The sequence below is a fragment of the Streptomyces sp. ICC1 genome, from assembly GCF_003287935.1.
Taxonomy (GTDB): domain Bacteria; phylum Actinomycetota; class Actinomycetes; order Streptomycetales; family Streptomycetaceae; genus Streptomyces; species Streptomyces tritrimontium.
Map to the genome: position 1 here is coordinate 8062738 of NZ_CP030287.1, position 17587 is coordinate 8080324.

Below are 17587 nucleotides of genomic sequence, written 5' to 3' on the forward strand. Positions count from 1 at the left end.
CCGCCGCCCCGCGGGCATGCGGGGGCGACGACGGAGCCCGGCCTATACGCGCAGGACCGCCAGCAGGGTGAGGAGTTCGCGGGGCGGAGGCGGGTCCGGACCGCCGGACCGGCCCGGCGCGCGGGCCGCGCCCCCGAGCGGCGCGGCCCGGCGCGGGCCGATCAGGCCGGCTCCGAGGATCAGCAGGGTGAGCGTGCCGAGCACGGCGACGCACACCGACATGGGGTCCATGCCGGTGTGGGGGCCCGGCGCCTCGGCGGCGGCCACCGAGGCGGCGACGGAGCCGGAGAAGGCGGCGGCGGAGACGACGGCGGAGGCCGTGTCCACTTCGGACATCTCCGCCGAGCCGTGTCCGGCAGCCGGGGCAACGGAGCGGCCGACGGACGCGTCCTCCATGGCATGGGAGGGATCCGGATGGCCCAGCGTGTGCATGGCCGCGATGCCCAGCAGCAGAGCGGCGAGCAGCAGCAGCCGGGGCCACCGGACAGCTCGTCGCTCGGTACGCGGGGCAGGGTGGTTAATGGGGGAACCCTACCCGGGGTGGGTATCCGACCGGAGGACCGGTCCCACCGTGTTTAGGATTAGTCACACTATGTCCACAAAAGGGGAGTCGGGTCAGCCCGTGAACAGTCAGCCGAGGCCGAACGGCCCGTCCCCGGCAGGCGTCCGCTCCGTCGCCGCCCTCATCGGGCTCGGCGCCGCCGCCTACACCGCGTGGGTCCTCGAAGTCGTCCTCTCCACCGGGCTCAACCCCATCGAGACCTACGTCAGCGAGCTCGCCGCCCAGGACCAGCCGCTCGGCGGCCTCTTCCGGGCCACCGACTTCACCGCCGGACTCCTCGTCTTCCTCGGCGGCGCCCTCGCCCTGGCACGCCTCTCCCGGATCCCCGACTCCCGGCGCCCGTGGTCCGTCGCCGGCTGGGCCGGAGTCACCCTCTTCGGCGCGTCCACCGCCGCCGACGCCTGGCTGCCGCTGAGCTGCGCGCCGACCGCGGACCCCGAATGCGCGGCCCGGGAGACCGCCGGACTGGTCCCCGCCACCCATCAGGCCCATGCCATCAGCAGCAGTCTCGCCATGACCGGCGCGCTGGTGGGGATCGTGGCCCTCACGGTCGCCGCCCGCCGCTACGGCCGCCTCGCCCCGCTCGCCCGCTTCGGCCCCGCGCTCGTCGTCCTCGAACTGCTCGCCACCGCCTGGACCCTGGCCTCCATCGCGATGTTCACCGCCGGGCACGGCACCTGGGCCCTGGGCGCCGGGCAGCGGCTCCAGGTGCTCTTCGTGGCCCTCTGGCTGGGCCTGCTCGCCCACTCCGTCCACCGGGAGCGCCGCACATGAGCCGGCCCCCGACCGCTCCCGGCCGGTTCCTGCGCGTCCCGGCCGCCCGCGGGGTCCCGCTGCACGTGGTCGTCGAAGGCTCCGGGCCCCCCGTCGTCCTCAGCACCGGGCTCGCCATGGCCTGGTTCGACTGGGACCCCGTCGCCGCACTGCTCGTCGCCGCCGGCCGCACCGTCATCCGCTTCGACCGGCCGGGGCACGGGCTGAGCGCCCCCGCCGACCGGCCGCCGAGCGCCGCCGGCGAGGCCCACCGGATCGCCGGGCTGCTGGACGCGCTGGGCCTGGGCGACGCGCGCGCCACCGTCGCCGGGCACTCCATCGCCGGGTTCCACGCCGAGGCCTTCGGCCGGCTGTACCCCGGGCGGACCGCCGCCCTCGTCCTGGTCGACAGCAGCGTGGAGGAACACCCCCGCGCCCTGCTGCCCGCCGGCGTGCGCACCGCCGCGGCCCGCGCGCTCGGCCGGGCCGTGACCGCCGCCGGACTGCCCGCAGCGCTGGGGCCGTGGGCCCGGCGGGCCGCCGTACGGGCCTCCCGGGCCGGCGGAGCGGACCCGGCCGCGCGGGACCTCGTACGCCGCTGCTACCGGACCGGCCGGGTCTGGCGCGGAGCCCTCCTGGAGAACTCCCGCTATCCGGACGCGGCCGCCGAGGTGCTCGCGCTGCGCGCGGAGCACCCGCTGACCGCGCCCGTCACCGTCCTGGCCGGACACGACCCCGGCGCGCGCCGCCCCGGCCTGGACTGGCTCGCCCGGCAGGCGGAGCTGGCCGACCGGCTCGGCGCCCGCTTCACGGTCGCGGAGCCGGCCGGACACCTGGTCATGCTGGACCGCCCGCACCAGGTGGCGCGGGCGGTCCTGTACGCGGCCGGGCCGGGGGCCCGGCGGGACCTCCAGGGCAAGCCCTGAGCGGCCTCGGGGACATGGGGAAAGGCCGCTCAGCCCTTCGCGTAGACCTTCTCCGTCCAGCCCGCTATCTGCTGGTCGGAGAGGTGCTTGGCCAGATCGGCCTCGCTGATCATGCCGACCAGCCGCTTGTTCTCGATCACCGGGAGCCTGCGGATCTGGTGGGTCTGCATCTCCTCCAGCACCTCGTCGACGCCCGCGCCCACGTCGATCCAGCGCGGGGTGCCCTTGGCCATGTCGCCGGCCGTGATCTTCGACGGGTCGTGCCCCTTGGCCACACAGCCGATCACGATGTCGCGGTCGGTCAGGATGCCGCAGAGCCGTTCGTCGGCGTCGCTGATGGGCAGCGCGCCCACATTGAGGCGGCTCATCAGCTGAGCCGCCCGGTCCAGGGTCTCGGTGGCGGGGATCCACTGGGCCCCGGGGTGCATGATCTCTCCGGCGGTGGTCATCGCGTCAACCTCCTGAGCACGCCGTAGCGGCCGGGCGCGGATGCGCCCGCCTCGGCGTCCCCATCGTCGTTCGCCCGTTCGGAGTACGCGACTCGACAGCCACCGGACGCGGCCGTACGGGTGATGCCCGTACGGCCGTGTCCCGGGCTCAGCCCGCGGGCTCGGCCCCGCGCTGCTTCAGCATGTCGGCCATCAGGGCGAGCTCCGACTCCTGCGCCGCAACCATGCCCTCGGCCAGCGCCCGCTCGGCCGGGGCCGTGCACTGGTCGGCGCACCCCCGGGCCATCGCGACGCCGCCCTTGTGGTGCTCGGTCATCAGCCGGAGGTAGAGGACCTCGGCGTCCCGGCCCTCGGCGGAGCCCAGCCGTGCCAGCTCCTCCTTGGTGGCCATGCCGGGCATCAGGGCGCCGGGCTTGGTGACGACGTCCCCCATCCCGTGCCCGTCCGCCCCGTTCCCGTCCGTCGCGTGGTCGCCGGCGTGCCCGCCGGTCCCCATCCACGACATCGGCGGCTCGTCCGCCACCACCTTCGGCAGTCCCCACAGGTCCAGCCAGCCCATCAGCATGCCGCGCTGATTGGCCTGGGTGTTGGCTATGTCGTAGGCGAGGCTGCGCACCGCCTCGTCCTTCGTGCGGTCGCGCACGATGAAGGACATCTCCACCGCCTGCTGGTGGTGGACGGCCATGTCCCGGGCGAAGCCGGCGTCGGCGGAGTAGAGCCCGGGGGCAGGGGGAAGCGTCGCGGAATCGGCCCCGCCCGCGGTGGCGACCGTGGCCCCCACCGCGAACAGCAGCGCCAGGCCGACGGCCGTGCCCGCGACCCAGTACGTCCGGGACCCGCGGGTCACTTGTCGGCCAGCCCGTTCGTGCACGCCGCGCCCGGCTCGGGGGTCTGCGCGCCCTGCACGTACTTGGTGAAGAACTGCGCCACCCGGGGGTCGTCCGCCTTGTCCACGGTCAGCTGCTTGCCCCACGCGCTGAGCATGATCGTGCCGGCCTGCTCCTTGGCCGGGCTCATCAGCGTGTACGGGGTCTTGGCCACCGTCCCGGCGAGCTTCTCGACATCGGCCTTGTCGGCCTTCTCGTTGTACGTCACCCACACGGCGCCGTGCTCCAGCGAGTGGACCGCGTTGACCTCGGGCAGCGGGTTCTTGTAGACGTCGCCGTTGCAGTTCATCCAGCGGGGGCTGTGGTCGCCGCCGACGGGCGGGTTCATCTCGTACTTCACCGGGGTGTCGACGTGCTTGCGGCCCAGCTTCGCCGCGTCCCAGGTCTGCTCGCCGTCGACCGGGGCCTTCGCGGCCGCCACCTCGGCGTCCTTCTTTTCCTTCTGGCCGATCATCACCCAGGCGCCGAAGCCGACCAGCGCGGCGACGATGGCCGCCGAGGCGGTGATCGCGATGGCCTTGTTGCGCCGGTCGCGCATCTGGTCGGCGCGGCGCATTTCGGCTATGCGGGACTGGCGGGAGTTGTTCTCGGACTTCCTGCTGGCCATGTGCCCTGAATCCTTCTGCTGAGGGGGGTGGAGGAGATGCACGTGCGTCCGGAGCCGGATCCGTCAGGTCCGCAGCACCTGGAGGGCGTACAGGTCGGGGCCGCGCGCGAGCGCCCGCGGCAGCCCGGCCATGCCCGTGGAGTCGGGGAGCCGGGCGGGTCCGGCGGGACCGGAGTCCACCACCGGGGCGACGGACGGCGGCACGGGCAGGATCGCGGGGGTCACGTGTGAGAGCGGGGAACAGCCGGGCACGTCGTGCGGTGCCGCGCACAGGACCTGCCCCGCACCGGGGACGCGGACGACCTGGTGGCCGGCCGCGTGCTCCGCGGCGGGCCGCGCGCACAGGAAGGCCGCGCCGGCCAGCACCCCGAAGGCCATCAGGAGGACGGCACGCCGGAGCAGCGGACGTCCTCGACGTCCCTGCTCGGCATGCACATGGCCCCCCATGGGCGCCGATGGTAATGCTCATGACGGGCCCAAGGTCAGTGCGGGGGTGCCACGGGCTTCGCGGGGTGCGTAATCTGGCGGAAACCACCGCTGGCGATACTGGGCCGGCCCGACTGTGCCCCGGTCCCCCGGAGTGTGGTGCACAGGCCGCCTGAACTGCGAGGATGAAGCCATGGACAAGCAGCAGGAATTCGTCCTCCGGACGCTCGAGGAGCGGGACATCCGCTTCGTGCGCCTGTGGTTCACCGATGTACTGGGCTTCCTCAAGTCCGTCGCGGTCGCGCCGGCGGAGCTGGAGCAGGCCTTTGACGAGGGCATCGGGTTCGACGGCTCGGCGATCGAGGGGTTCGCGCGGGTCTACGAGTCCGACATGATCGCCAAGCCGGACCCGAGCACCTTCCAGATACTGCCGTGGCGCGCGGAGGCCCCCGGCACCGCCAGGATGTTCTGCGACATCCTGATGCCCGACGGATCCCCCTCGTACGCGGACCCCCGGTACGTCCTCAAGCGCATCCTGAACAAGACCTCGGACCTGGGCTTCACCTTCTACACCCACCCCGAGATCGAGTTCTTCCTGCTGAAGGACAAGCCGCTGGACGGCACCCGGCCCACCCCCGCGGACAATTCGGGCTACTTTGACCACACCCCGCAGAACGTCGGCATGGACTTCCGCCGCCAGGCCATCACGATGCTCGAATCCATGGGCATCTCGGTCGAGTTCAGCCACCACGAGGGCGCGCCGGGCCAGCAGGAGATCGACCTGCGCTACGCCGACGCCCTCTCGACGGCCGACAACATCATGACCTTCCGCCTGGTCATGAAGCAGGTCGCGCTGGAGCAGGGCGTCCAGGCCACCTTCATGCCGAAGCCCTTCTCGGAGTACCCGGGGTCGGGCATGCACACCCACCTCTCCCTCTTCGAGGGCGACCGCAACGCCTTCTACGAGTCGGGCGCCGAGTACCAGCTCTCCAAGGTCGGCCGCTCCTTCATCGCGGGCCTGCTCCGCCACGCGGCCGAGACGGCGGCGGTCACCAACCAGTGGGTCAACTCCTACAAGCGCATCTGGGGCGGCTCCTCGCGCACCGCCGGTTCCGGCGGCGAGGCCCCCTCGTACATCTGCTGGGGCCACAACAACCGCTCGGCCCTGATCCGCGTCCCGATGTACAAGCCGGGCAAGACGGGCTCCTCGCGCGTCGAGGTCCGCTCGATCGACTCCGGCGCCAACCCGTACCTGACGTACGCCGTCCTGCTGGCCGCCGGCCTGAAGGGCATCGAGGAGGGCTACGAACTCCCGGCGGGCGCGGACGACGACGTCTGGGCCCTCTCGGACGCCGAGCGCCGCGCGATGGGCATCGAGCCCCTCCCGCAGAACCTCGGCGAGGCCATCTCCCTGATGGAGCGCAGCGAACTGGTCGCCGAAACCCTCGGCGAGCACGTCTTCGACTTCTTCCTCCGCAACAAGAAGCAGGAGTGGGAGGAGTACCGCTCGGAGGTCACGGCCTTCGAACTCCGCAAGATGATGCCGGTGCTGTAACCGCAGGTCAGAGGCCCTTTGGGGCTTGGTTTGGGCTCAGGGCCGACGGCGTGCAGCCGTCGGCCCTGAGTCGTTACTCCGATTTACTGAAAATCGGTGCGCTGGGGCCGGGTGTGGTGCTCGATCGACGCCGCACGGGTCAGGCTCGCCCTCGGGATCGCGTGCGGAACCCTCTGCCGATCCGGACGAGGAGCGAGTGGATGAAGCCTGAGAGCAGTGCACGGGGCCGGCTCGGGCCGTTGCCCCGCCGCGGGACCCGGCCGGCCGGCGGTGTCCTCGCCCTGGTCGCCCTGGTGCTGACGGCGGGTCTGGCCACGCCCGCCGGAGCCGCGGCCGCGGGTGAGGGTCAGGGCGCGGGGGAGCGCGTGAGCGCGTCGGGCCGCGGGGGCGGCGACCGCGAGAGGTGCGGGGGGGCTGGGGGAGGGGATCGTGGGCGACGAGTCCTTTGAGGGCGCGGTCGCGGGGCCTCTCTCCGGCATACGGAACTCCAGTCATGTCGTCATTTCTTCGCACCCCTGCCGCCCCATGTTCTCAGCAATCGGAACGTCCCGGGGCGGATGCCCCGTGTGACGTACCCTGCGGCCCCATGAACGCACGTGTGAAGAAGACCGCCGTGGTGACCGGCGCCGGATCGGGGATCGGCCGCTCCGTGGCCCTCGCCCTGGCCGCCGCCGGATGGTCGGTGGCCGTGGCCGGCCGCCGCATCGAACCGCTCCAGGAGACCGCCGAGGCCGCCGGGGCCGCCGGCGCGGAAGCCGACGTGCAGTGCGTGCGCGCCGACGTGAGCGATCCGGACGACGTGGCCGCGCTGTTCGCGGCCGTGCGCGAGCGCCACGGGCGGCTCGACCTGCTCTTCAACAACGCGGGCACCTTCGGCCCGGCCGGGGTCGCGCTGGAGGACATCTCCTACGAGGCCTGGCGCTCGGTGGTCGACGTCAACCTCACCGGGGCGTTCCTGTGCGCGCAGGCCGCCTTCCGGGTGATGAAGGCCCAGGACCCGCAGGGCGGCCGCATCATCAACAACGGATCGATCTCGGCGCACGTGCCGCGGCCGAACTCGATCGCCTACACCGCGACCAAGCACGCCATGACCGGCCTGACGAAGTCGCTGTCGCTGGACGGGCGTCCGTACCGGATCGCGTGCGGCCAGATCGACATCGGCAACGCGGCCACCGAGATGACCGAGCGGATGCAGACCGGGATCCTGCAGGCCAACGGCCAACTCGCGGTGGAGCCCGTGATGGACGCCGCCGACGTGGCGCGCACCGTGCTGCACATGGCGGAGCTGCCGCTGGGGGCGAACGTCCAGTTCGCCACCGTGATGGCGAGCGCGATGCCCTACATCGGGCGCGGCTGACCCGTTTCGCCCCGCCCCCGCGGGCCCGTCCGCGCATCCACCCCGTCCCGACCTGCGAAAACGGCCCGGATCCGGGAATGCGGTCCCGGGGGCGGGGGTTGAGGCGATCATGACTGACGTACTGCGCTACACCGCCTTCTCCGCCGACCCGGCCGGCGGCAACCCCGCCGGTGTCGTACTCGACGCGGCCGGCCTCGACGAGGCCGCCATGCTGGAGATCGCCGCCGGACTCGGCTACAGCGAGACCGCCTTCCTCACCGCGCCGCCCGAGGGCCTGGGCGGGGAGGACGGCCGGTCCTTCACCGTCCGCTACTTCAGCCCGAAGGCGGAGGTCCCCTTCTGCGGGCACGCCACCGTGGCCACCGCGGTGGCGCTGGGCGAGCGGATCGGCCCCGGCGAGCTGCTCTTCGCGACCCGGGCGGGCACGGTGCCGGTGTCGGTGACCCGAGAGCCCCGCGACGGGGAAGCCGCTGAAGCCGGCGGCCAGGGCGGCCTGCGGGCCGTCCTGACCAGCGTCGAGCCGCACACCGAGGCGCTGGCGGACCCGGCCGACCTCGCCGAGGCGCTGGCCGCCCTCGACTGGCGGGCGGAGGACCTGGACCCGCTGTTCCCGCCGCGGATCGCCTACGCCGGAGCCCGCCACCTCGTGCTCGGCGCCGCCACCCGGGCCCGGCTCGCGGACCTGGCGTACGACTTCGACCGGCTGGCGGCGCTGATGCGGCGCCTCGACCTCGTCACCGTGCAGCTCGTCCACCGGGCGGGCCCGGCGGAGTTCCACGTACGCAACCCCTTCCCCGTCGGCGGCGTCGTCGAGGACCCGGCGACCGGCGCGGCCGCGGCCGCCTTCGGGGCGTACGCGCGCGAGCTCGGCCTGGTCCCGGCCGACGCGGTCCTCACCCTGCACCAGGGCGAGGACATGGGCCGGCCCGGCCTCCTGACGGTGGAACTGCGCTCCGGCGACTCCCGGGTCCGCGTGGGCGGCACCGGCACGCGGATCCCGTAGCCCCCGGCCCGTAGCCCTCAGCCCGCCAGCGGGTACGGCGAAGGCCGCGCGGACACGGGTCCGCGCGGCCTTCACGGGCATCACCGGGTCAGGACGTGCCCGGCTCCCGCTGCGGCTCGGCCCCGGCCCGCTTGAACAGGGGCGACGGCGCCAGGAACAGCGCGAGCACCGGGATCACGTAGAGCGCCCAGACCACGACCTGCAGGACGGTCGGGTCCGGCTGGAAGTTGACGGTGCCCTTCAGCAGGGTCCCGTACCAGCTGTCCGGCGGGATCGTCTCGCTGATGTCGAAGGCCTTGTTGCCCAGCCCCGGCACGAAGTCGGCCTCCTGCAGGTCGTGCACGCCGTACGCGAGCACCCCCGCGGCGACCACGACCAGCATGCCGCCGGTCCACGTGAAGAACTTCGACAGGTTGATCCTCAGCGCGCCCCGGTAGAACAGCCAGCCCAGCACGATCGAGGACCCGATGCCGAGCAGGACGCCGATCAGCGGTCCCGCGCCGTCGCCGGCGGCGTGCACCGAGCGCCACACGAACAGCGAGGTCTCCAGGCCCTCCCGGCCGACGGCCAGGAACGCCGTGGTCACCAGCGCGCCGGTGCCCATCGCGAGCGCCGCGTCGAGCTTGCCCTGGAGCTCGGACTTCAGGTGCCGCGCGGTGCGCTTCATCCAGAAGACCATCCAGGTGACCAGGCCGACCGCGATGATCGACAGGGCGCCGCCGATGGCCTCCTGCGCCTTGAAGGTCAGTTCCTGCGTGCCGAATTCGAGGCCGGCGCCGAAGGCGAGCGACAGGGCGGCGGCCAGGCCGACGCCCAGCCACAAGGGCACCAGCTTCTCCTTGTTCCCGGTCTTGACCAGGTACGCGATGAGGATGCAGACGATGAGGCTGGCTTCCAGCCCCTCGCGCAGCCCGATCAGGTAGTTGCTGAACACTTCGGTTCTCCCCGTCCCTACGCGAACAGCGTCCGGCCCCACCAGTCGTCCTTGTCGCGGACGCCCGGCGGGACGGCGAAGACGGCCGAACCCACGTGCTGGATGTATTCGTTGAGGACGTCGGACTTCGCCAGCTTGCGCTGGATCGGGACGAAGCCCGTGCGGACGTCGCGCTGGTAGGCGAGGAAGAACAGGCCCGCGTCGAGCCGGCCCAGTCCGTCCGTGCCGTCGGTGAAGGAATAGCCGCGGCGCAGGATGGTCGCGCCGTCGTTGCTGTCCGGGTGCGCGAGGCGGACGTGCGCCTCGGGCTTCATCGCCTTCAGGAACGGCTCGTCGCGCTCCTTGGACTTGCCGACGGGAGCACCCTCGCCCTTGTCGCGGCCGAAGATGTCCTCCTGCTCGCCCAGCGAGGTGCGGTCCCAGGTCTCGATGTTCATCCGGATCCGGCGGGCCACCAGGTACGAGCCGCCGGTAAGCCAGTCGCCGCCGTCGCCCGCGCCGACCCACACGTGCTTCTCCAGGGCGGCCTTGTCGGTGCCCGCGATGTTCCGGGTGCCGTCCTTGAAGCCCATCATGTTGCGCGGGGTCTGCTCGTCGGGCGTGGTCGAGGAGGTCTTGCCGAAGCCCAACTGCGACCAGCGCACCGCCGTCTTGCCGAAGCCGATCCGGGCGAGCTGGCGGATGGCGTGCACCGCGACCTGCGGGTCGTCGGCGCAGGCCTGGACGCACAGGTCGCCGCCCGAGCGGGCCGGGTCGAGGTTGTCGCCGGGGAAGAGCTCCAGGTCCACCAGGGCATCGGGGCGCTTGCCCTCCAGCCCGAAGCGGCCCTTGGCGAACAGTCCGGGACCGAACCCGACGGTCAGGGTCAGGCGGGAGGCCTTCAGGCCCAGCGCCTCGCCCGTGTCGTCCGGCGGGGCCTGCGGGTGGCCGCCGTAGCCGCCCTCGCCGACGGGGTGGCCGGCCGTCATCAGCCGGGCCGCCTCGGTCCAGTCCTTGAGGAGCCGGACCAGTTCGCCGCGGTCCTTCGTCTTCACGTCGAAGGCGGCGAAGTGCAGGCGGTCCTGGACGGCGCTGGCGATGCCGGCCTGGTGCTCGCCGTGGAAGGGCACGGCCGCGCCTGCGGAGGCCGCCGAGACCATGTCGGAGCCCGAGGCCAGCACCGCGGCCGTACCGCCGGCCGCGGCGGCGCCGAGCGCGAGGCCCGCGCCGCCCCAGCCGAGGACGGCACGGCGCGAGGGCGCGCCCTTGTCCTGCTCCTGTTCCTGTTCCTGCTCGGACGTTGATTCGCTCATCTCAGGGCCTCCCGCCTGCTCTGCCGTCACCGGAACTACTTGGCGGCCGCGGCGGCCAGCTTGGAGAGCGGCTCGGCCAGCGCGTTGACCGCGTCGGAGAGCTCCTTGCGCTCGGCCTCGCCGACCTTGTCGTACGCGGTGTACTCGTACGCGGCCTTGTTCGGGCGGTACTTCTCCAGCAGGTTGTTCAGCGCCGCGAACTGCTTGTCCAGTTCGGCGGAGAGCGCGGGGTCGGTCTTCGAGGTGATCGGCTTGAGCAGCTCGTACGCCTTCTCCGCGCCCTCGACGTTGGCCTTGAAGTCGACCAGGTCGGTGTGGGAGTAGCGCTCCTCCTCGCCCGTCACCTTGCCGGTGGCGACCTCGTCGAGGAGCTCCTTGGCGCCGTTCGCGATCGAGGTGGGGGTGATCTCCGCCTGGCCGACCTTCTTCTGCCACTCGGTGAGGTCGGCGATCAGGGTCTCGGCGAGCTTCTTGTCCGCGTCGTCGATCTTGTTGTCGGCGAAGAGGGACTTCTCCAGCTTGTGCCAGCCGGTCCACTCCTGGCCCGGCTCCAGGCCGTCCTCGCGGACGTCGACCTTCGGGTCGATGTCGCCGAAGGACTCGGCGACCGGCTCGGTGCGCTCCCAGCCGATGCGGGACAGGGAGTACGCCTTCTTCGCGGCCTCGATGTCGCCGGCCTTGACCGCGTCCGCGAAGGCCTGGGCCTTGGGGAGGGTCTCGTCGGCCTGCTCCTGCACGTACTTGCGGTACGAGGCGACGGCGGCGTCGGCCTCGGGGCTGCGCTTCTCGACGGTGCCGGTGCCGGTGGCCTTGACCGTCTGGCGGATGCCGTCGCCCTTCATGCCGGGCTTGCAGGCGATCTCGTAGTCGCCCGCCTTGAGCTCGGCGGTGATGGAGGCCTTGGTGCCGGGGCCGATGTTCTCGCGCTCGGCGACGATGCGGTCGTCGGGGAAGAGCACGTAGAGCTCGGTGACCTTGGAGCCCTTGTTCTCGACCTCGAAGACCACCTTGCCCGCGGGGAACTCCTTCGTGGAGACCTCGCAGGCGGTGTCGGAGGCCTTGACGCGGACCGCTCCGTCGCCGGACGCGTCGCTCTTCTCGGAGCAGCCGGTGACCGCGGAGAGCGCGGCCACGACGGCGACCGCGGTGACGACGGTGAGGCGGGCGGGACGCATAGGGGGCTCCTGGCAGTCTGGCGTTCGGCAGACGGCCGCCCCGATCGGTGGGTACGGCCGGTGAGGCGGACCTAACTTAACCGAGGCTTACCTGACCCGTACCCGCCTGTCCAGTGATTCGGCCCACACCTTCCGGCGCCGGACACGGCGCCGTCACGGAGGCCCCATGCCCGCCCCATGCAGAGGTCAAGCCGAGGTCAAACCGCAGTGGGCATTCCGTACGGCGGAACGGCTCGGGCCGCTGTCACCAGGGGCGCCGTCCCGTACGGGGACCACCAGCGGCGCTCCGGTGCGGGGATGCGGGAGCACCTCGACCGGCTGGCGGTAGACCCGGCTCAGCAGCCCGTCCTCGAACACCTCCGAGGGCGCTCCGTCCGCGGCGATCCGGCCGTCGTGCAGCACGGCGACCCGGTCCGCGTACGCCGCCGCCAGCCCGAGGTCGTGCAGGACGACGACGACCCCGTCGCCGGCCGCCGACCGCTCGCGGCAGATCCGCAGCACCAGCTCCTGGTGGCGCAGGTCCAGCGCCGCGGTCGGCTCGTCGAGCAGCAGCAGCGGGGCCCGCTGGGCCAGTACGCGGGCCAGCGCGACCCGGGCCCGCTCGCCGCCGGAGAGCGCCGAGAAGGGCCGGGCCGCGAAGTCCGTCACCTCGGTGGCGGCCATGGCGGCGGCCACCGCCTCCTCGTCGGCGTCGGCCAGCGCGGTGCCCGCCCAGGGGGCGCGGCCCATCCGTACGACGTCTTCCACCGGAAAGGGGAAGGACAGTGCGGCCGACTGGGGGAGCACCGCCCGGCGCAGGGCGAGATCGGGGGCCGACCAGTCGCCCACCGGACGCCCGTCGATCCGGACCACCCCGGAGGAGGCCGGCAGGTCCGCGGAGAGCGCCGCGAGCAGGGTCGACTTGCCCGCGCCGTTCGGTCCGACCAGGGCCAGCACCTCGCCGGCGCGCACGGTCAGCCCGATCCCGGCGAGCACCTCGCGCTGCCCGAGCCGTACGTGGACGTCCGCGGCCTCGGCGAGCGGCGCGCCGGGGGCCGGGCGGGCGGTCCCCGGGGCCGTCCCGGGGCCGTCCGCGGGGGCGTCCGAGGGGGCCGGGGACGGCCCGGCGGCAAGCCATGACGGCCACGGTCGTCCGTCCCCTCCAGCCGCCGCGCAGGTCAGGGCGCCGGGACCATACGGGTTTCCCCCGGGGGATGGACGTCAGGCAAGATGGGGTGTATCTGCCCACCCATCGATCTGCCGGACGGTTTCTCTTGGCTGAGTTCATCTACACGGCAGAACCGCGACCTCACAGGTCTTTTTCAAAGGAACCTCATCCACCGAAATGGACGGGGTATCAACTTTTTGGCGTTGATTTTTGGCACGCTGTTGAGTTCTCAAGGAACGGACGCTTCCTTTGTACTCACCCTCAGTAATGTTTACTGGGGCTTTCCTCCGGGCGCTTCCTTCGTTCTTGCGTTTCCGACTCTATCAGAGTCAGTCTCGCTTGTTTTCCGCCTTCCGGTTCTTCGCTTTCGCGTTTCCCTTTCCGGCGAGTCCGACTCTATCAGATCCTTTCGGGCCTGACTCCCAGTCAGTGGGATTTGCCGTTCGGGCTGTTGGGCCCTTGCGGCGAGTGAGACAGTAGCGGATTCCCTGCCCCCGAACCTAATCGGCGGCTGCGTCCGTGGACGCGGATTCCTCATTCGCAAATACGCATGAAAACGAGACGACAAAGTGCATCGTTCGTTCGAAATGTGTAGTGCGGGATGGCTGTCCGGGGACCGACCGGGGTCGGCGCTCACTTCGGACAACTCGAAGAACCTTACGGATCGGGTACGGGTGTGTCAACCCCTGCTGTGGGGCCACCCTCCGCGCTACGCTCGTACCCATGACTACGCGTGCGCTCACGCTCGACCTTCGCTGGTGGGCCGCCTGACGGCGGCCGACCATCCACGCGAGCACGCATGCGCTCGACGGCCGCCTCCCGGGGCGGCCGTTTTCGTTTCTCCCTCCCGGGAGTGGCTCGGTCGCCCGACGCGGCGGCTTCGAGGACCACACCGGCACGAGCAGGGAGACAGGAACATGACGAGGATCTTCAGCGGGGTCAAGCCGACCGGGCACCTGACGCTGGGCAACTACCTGGGCGCCGTGCGGCAGTGGGTCGCCGCCGAGCAGAAGCCCGACGAGGCACTGTTCTGCGTGGTCGACCTGCACGCCCTGACCGTCGAGCACGATCCGGCGCGGGTGCGCCGGCTCAGTCGGCAGGCGGCGACGCTGCTCATCGCCGCCGGACTGACCCCCGACACGTGCACGCTGTTCGTGCAGAGCCATGTGGACGAGCACGCGCGGCTGGCCTACCTGCTGGAGTGCACCGCCTCCGACGGGGAGCTGCGCCGGATGGTGCAGTACAAGGAGAAGGCGGCGAAGGCGCAGGCCTCGGGGGAAGGCGTACGGCTGTCGCTGCTCACCTATCCCGTGCTGATGGCCGCCGACATCCTGGCCTACCGGACCGATGAGGTGCCGGTCGGTGAGGACCAGCGCCAGCACGTGGAGCTGACCCGGGATCTGGCCGTGCGGTTCAACCAGCGCTACGGGCACACCTTCACCGTGCCCAAGGCCACGCATCCCGTGGTGGCCGCGCGGGTCATGGACCTGCAGGAGCCCACCTCGAAGATGGGGAAGTCCGGGGACGCGGGCCCCGGGGTGGTGTTCATGCTCGACGAGCCCGAGGCCGTGCGGAAGAAGGTGATGCGGGCCGTCACCGACAGCGGGGACGGCGGGGTCGTCTACGACCGGGAGGCGCGGCCGGGGGTCGCGAACCTGCTGGACGTCCTCGCGGCGTGCACCGGGGGCGAGCCGGCCGTGCTCGCCGACGGGTACACCGGGTACGGGGCGCTCAAGCGGGACGTGGCCGACGCCGTGGTGGAGCTGCTGCGGCCGGTCCGTGCGCGGCACGCGGAGCTGGCGGCCGACCCGGGCGCGGTGGAGGCGGTGCTGCGCGCGGGCGCCGGGCGGGCCCGGGCGCTGGCGCGGCCCGTGGTCGACGAGGCGTACCGGGCCATCGGGCTGCTGGAGCCCTGAGGGCGCGGAGCCGCGCGCGCCGTGCCGGTACGGGGCCGCGCGCGCGGCCCCGTACCGGCACGGCGTCAGCTGTTGCCGGAGGCGAGCTCGCGGCTGCGGTCGCGGGCCGCTTCGAGGGCGGCGATCAGGGCGGCCCGTACGCCGTGCTTCTCGAGTTCCACGATGGCGTTGATGGTGGTGCCGGCCGGGGAGGTGACGGCCTCGCGGAGCTTGACCGGGTGCTCGCCGCTGTCGCGGAGCATCACGGCGGCGCCGATGGCGGCCTGGACGATGAGGTCGTGGGCCTGGGCGCGGGGCAGGCCCAGGAGGATGCCGGCGTCGGTCATGGCCTCGACGAGGAAGTAGAAGTAGGCCGGGCCCGAGCCGGAGAGGGCGGTCGCCGCGTCCTGCTGGGACTCGGGGACGCGCAGGGTCTTGCCGACGCCGCCGAAGATCTCCTCGGTGTGCAGGAGGTGCTCGGCGGTGGCGTGGCTGCCGGCCGAGATGACGGACATGGCCTCGTCGACGAGGGCGGGGGTGTTCGTCATGACGCGGACGACGGGGGTGCCGGGGGCGAGCCGTTCCTCGAAGAAGGAGGTCGGGACGCCGGCCGCGCCGCTGATGACCAGGCGGCCGGCGGGGACGTGCGGGGCGAGCTCTTCGAGGAGCTTGCCCATGTCCTGCGGCTTCACGGTGAGGATGAGGGTGTCGGCACGCTTGGCGGCCTCGGCGTTGGAGACGGCCTCGACGCCGTAGCGGGCGACGAGCTCGGCCGCGCGCTCGGGGCGGCGGGCGGTGACGAGGAGCTTCGAGGCGGGCCAGCCGCCGCGGATCATTCCGCTGAGCAGGGCCTCGCCGATCTTGCCGGTACCGAGGACTGCGACTGTCTGGGTCATGCCCGATTCACCTCGCCGAACTGTTGGTGCGTGTACGCGCGCCGCGTGTGCGGTGTCCGCGTGGTCATCCTCGCACCCGGGCGGGGAGCGGCGGCGCGGTGTCCGGACTGCGGTCAGGGGGTGCGGCGGCGGAGGGTGGCGGCGCCGAGGGTGAGGACGAGCAGGGCGCACCCGGCGACGATCACGGCGTCGCGGACGAAGTCGGCGGTCATGTCGGTGTGGGTGAGGACCTGGGTCATGCCGTCGACCGCGTAGGACATGGGCAGGACGTTGGAGATTCCTTCGAGGACCGGCTGCATGGTGTCGCGCGCCGCGAAGAGCCCGCACAGCAGGAGCTGGGGGAAGATCACGGCCGGCATGAACTGGACGGCCTGGAACTCGGACGCGGCGAAGGCGGAGACGAAGAGGCCGAGCGCGGTGCCGAGGAGCGCGTCGAGCAGGGCGACGAGCAGGAGCAGCCACGGGGAGCCGACGACGTCGAGGCCGAGGACCCAGAGGGCGACGCCGGTGGCGAGCAGGGACTGGACGACGGCCACGGCGCCGAAGGCGAGGGCGTAGCCGGCGATGAGGTCGCCCTTGCCGAGCGGCAAGGCGAGGAGGCGTTCGAGGGTGCCGGAGGTGCGCTCGCGCAGGGTGGCGATGGAGGTGACCAGGAACATCGTGATCAGCGGGAAGATGCCGAGGAGGCTGGCGCCGATGCCGTCGAAGGTCTGCGGGCTGCCGTCGAAGACGTAGCGGAGCAGGATCAGCATGAGTACGGGGACCAGCAGCATCAGGGCGATCGAGCGGGGGTCGTGGCGGAGCTGGCGCAGGACGCGGGCGGCGGTGGCGGCGGTGCGGGCCGTGCTCATCGGGTGCTCCCCTGGGTGGCTTCGGCGGCAGCGGAGCCGGAGGCGGCAGCGGCGGTGGCAGCGGCAGCGGCGTTGGCGTTGGCCGCGTCGACGAGGCGCAGGAAGCCCTCCTCGACGGTGTCGGCGTCGGTCCGGGCGCGCAGTGCGTCCGGAGTGTCCTGGGCGAGGATGCGGCCTTCGCGCATGAGGAGCAGGTCGTGGCAGCGCTCGGCTTCGTCCATGACGTGGGAGGAGACGAGGAGGGTGGCGCCGCGGGTGGCGGCGATGTCGTGGAAGAGGTTCCACAGGTCGCGGCGCAGGACGGGGTCGAGGCCGACGGTGGGTTCGTCGAGGACGAGGAGTTCGGGGCTGCCGAGGAGGGCGACGGCGAGGGAGACCCTGTTGCGCTGCCCGCCGGAGAGGTTGCCGGCGAGGGCGGTGGCGTGGCTGGCGAGGTCGACGTCGTCGATGGCGCGGGTGACGGTCTCGCGGCGGCGGTCCGCGGCGGCGCGGCCGGGGTCGAGGATGGCGGCGAAGTAGTCGAGGTTCTGGCGGACGGTGAGGTCGTCGTAGACGGAGGGTGCCTGGGTGACGTAGCCGATGCGGGAGCGGAGCTCGGGGTGGCCGGCGGGGCGGCCGAGGACTTCGAGGGTGCCGGTGACGTGGGCCTGGGTGCCGACGACGGCGCGCATGAGGGTGGACTTTCCGCAGCCGGAGGGGCCGAGGAGGCCGGTGATGCGGCCGCGGGGGACGTCGAAGGCGAGGGCGTCGAGGACGGTGCGGGGGTTGCGGCCGGTGCCGCGGCGGACGGTCAGGCCGTGGGCATGCACGGCTGGTGCGGTGGCGGCCGCCTCGTTATTCATCATGTGATGAATAATGCTCCCGGCGGTGCC

The 17587-nt window shown here is 72.4% G+C and carries 18 protein-coding genes; 6 read left to right on the forward strand and 12 right to left on the reverse strand.

Features of this window, described 5'->3' with window-relative positions:
• Positions 1 to 42 precede the first annotated feature (42 nt).
• Positions 43 to 432, reverse strand: a complete 390-nt coding sequence (locus DRB96_RS43420; protein ID WP_162689129.1) for a hypothetical protein — start codon at positions 430 to 432, stop codon at positions 43 to 45.
• A gap of 190 nt (positions 433 to 622) precedes the next feature.
• Between DRB96_RS43420 and DRB96_RS37780 the strand changes: the two genes are divergently transcribed.
• Both DRB96_RS37780 and DRB96_RS37785 read left to right on the forward strand, forming a co-directional pair.
• Positions 623 to 1336 (forward strand): DUF998 domain-containing protein, encoded by a 714-nt coding sequence (locus tag DRB96_RS37780; RefSeq protein WP_239516544.1) that lies wholly within the window; start codon positions 623 to 625, stop codon positions 1334 to 1336.
• Entirely contained in the window at positions 1333 to 2241 is a 909-nt protein-coding gene (locus DRB96_RS37785; protein WP_112452458.1) for an alpha/beta hydrolase, read from the forward strand. The genes DRB96_RS37780 and DRB96_RS37785 overlap by 4 nt, the downstream gene beginning before the upstream one ends.
• Positions 2242 to 2270: 29 nt before the next feature.
• On the opposite strand, the gene DRB96_RS37790 is transcribed toward DRB96_RS37785, so the two are convergent.
• The 4 genes from DRB96_RS37790 to DRB96_RS45465 form a co-directional block, all read right to left on the reverse strand.
• Positions 2271 to 2690 (reverse strand): CBS domain-containing protein, encoded by a 420-nt coding sequence (locus DRB96_RS37790; RefSeq protein ID WP_112452459.1) that lies wholly within the window; start codon positions 2688 to 2690, stop codon positions 2271 to 2273.
• 148 nt (positions 2691 to 2838) lie between these two features.
• Positions 2839 to 3537, reverse strand: a complete 699-nt coding sequence (locus DRB96_RS45455) for a DUF305 domain-containing protein (RefSeq protein WP_239516542.1) — start codon at positions 3535 to 3537, stop codon at positions 2839 to 2841.
• Positions 3534 to 4184, reverse strand: a complete 651-nt coding sequence (locus tag DRB96_RS45460) for a DUF3105 domain-containing protein (protein WP_112452460.1) — start codon at positions 4182 to 4184, stop codon at positions 3534 to 3536. The genes DRB96_RS45455 and DRB96_RS45460 overlap by 4 nt, the downstream gene beginning before the upstream one ends.
• 63 nt (positions 4185 to 4247) lie before the next feature.
• Positions 4248 to 4631 (reverse strand): hypothetical protein, encoded by a 384-nt coding sequence (locus DRB96_RS45465; protein WP_162688878.1) that lies wholly within the window; start codon positions 4629 to 4631, stop codon positions 4248 to 4250.
• Positions 4632 to 4803: 172 nt separating this feature from the next.
• Here DRB96_RS45465 and glnA point away from each other — a divergent pair, with 172 nt between their 5' ends.
• The 3 genes from glnA to DRB96_RS37820 all read left to right on the forward strand — a co-directional run bounded on the left by glnA (position 4804) and on the right by DRB96_RS37820 (position 8525).
• Positions 4804 to 6165 (forward strand): type I glutamate--ammonia ligase, encoded by a 1362-nt coding sequence (gene glnA, locus DRB96_RS37810; protein ID WP_112452462.1) that lies wholly within the window; start codon positions 4804 to 4806, stop codon positions 6163 to 6165.
• 586 nt (positions 6166 to 6751) lie between these two features.
• Positions 6752 to 7522 (forward strand): SDR family oxidoreductase, encoded by a 771-nt coding sequence (locus DRB96_RS37815; RefSeq protein ID WP_112452463.1) that lies wholly within the window; start codon positions 6752 to 6754, stop codon positions 7520 to 7522.
• A gap of 109 nt (positions 7523 to 7631) precedes the next feature.
• Positions 7632 to 8525: a PhzF family phenazine biosynthesis isomerase gene (locus tag DRB96_RS37820; RefSeq protein WP_112452464.1), complete on the forward strand. Its 894-nt coding sequence runs from the start codon at positions 7632 to 7634 to the stop codon at positions 8523 to 8525.
• Positions 8526 to 8613: 88 nt separating this feature from the next.
• On the opposite strand, the gene efeU is transcribed toward DRB96_RS37820, so the two are convergent.
• From efeU to DRB96_RS37840, 4 genes are all read right to left on the reverse strand, one after another.
• On the reverse strand, positions 8614 to 9459 hold the full coding sequence (gene efeU / locus DRB96_RS37825) for an iron uptake transporter permease EfeU (RefSeq protein ID WP_112452465.1): 846 nt from the start codon (positions 9457 to 9459) through the stop codon (positions 8614 to 8616).
• Between the two features lie 17 nt (positions 9460 to 9476).
• Positions 9477 to 10751, reverse strand: a complete 1275-nt coding sequence (gene efeB, locus DRB96_RS37830) for an iron uptake transporter deferrochelatase/peroxidase subunit (RefSeq protein WP_112452466.1) — start codon at positions 10749 to 10751, stop codon at positions 9477 to 9479.
• A 35-nt stretch (positions 10752 to 10786) separates the two neighbouring features.
• A complete protein-coding gene (gene efeO / locus DRB96_RS37835; RefSeq protein ID WP_112452467.1) occupies positions 10787 to 11926 on the reverse strand; it encodes an iron uptake system protein EfeO in 1140 nt (379 codons plus the stop codon).
• A gap of 186 nt (positions 11927 to 12112) precedes the next feature.
• Positions 12113 to 12901 carry a heme ABC transporter ATP-binding protein gene (locus DRB96_RS37840; protein WP_239517817.1) on the reverse strand — a complete coding sequence of 263 codons (789 nt, stop codon included), beginning with the start codon at positions 12899 to 12901 and terminating at the stop codon, positions 12113 to 12115.
• Between the two features lie 1089 nt (positions 12902 to 13990).
• Between DRB96_RS37840 and trpS the strand changes: the two genes are divergently transcribed.
• Complete coding sequence (trpS, locus tag DRB96_RS37850) at positions 13991 to 14989, forward strand: tryptophan--tRNA ligase (protein ID WP_112452469.1); 999 nt, start codon at positions 13991 to 13993, stop codon at positions 14987 to 14989.
• 65 nt (positions 14990 to 15054) lie between these two features.
• Here the strand turns inward: trpS and proC are convergent, their stop codons facing one another.
• The 3 genes from proC to DRB96_RS37865 form a co-directional block, all read right to left on the reverse strand.
• Positions 15055 to 15864, reverse strand: coding sequence for a pyrroline-5-carboxylate reductase (gene proC / locus DRB96_RS37855; protein WP_112452470.1), 810 nt, complete (start codon positions 15862 to 15864; stop codon positions 15055 to 15057).
• 113 nt (positions 15865 to 15977) lie between these two features.
• Positions 15978 to 16715, reverse strand: coding sequence for an ABC transporter permease (locus DRB96_RS37860; RefSeq protein ID WP_112452471.1), 738 nt, complete (start codon positions 16713 to 16715; stop codon positions 15978 to 15980).
• Positions 16712 to 17560 (reverse strand): ABC transporter ATP-binding protein, encoded by an 849-nt coding sequence (locus tag DRB96_RS37865; RefSeq protein WP_112452472.1) that lies wholly within the window; start codon positions 17558 to 17560, stop codon positions 16712 to 16714. Before DRB96_RS37865 ends, DRB96_RS37860 begins: the two co-directional genes overlap by 4 nt.
• Between the last annotated feature and the right edge of the window lie 27 nt (positions 17561 to 17587).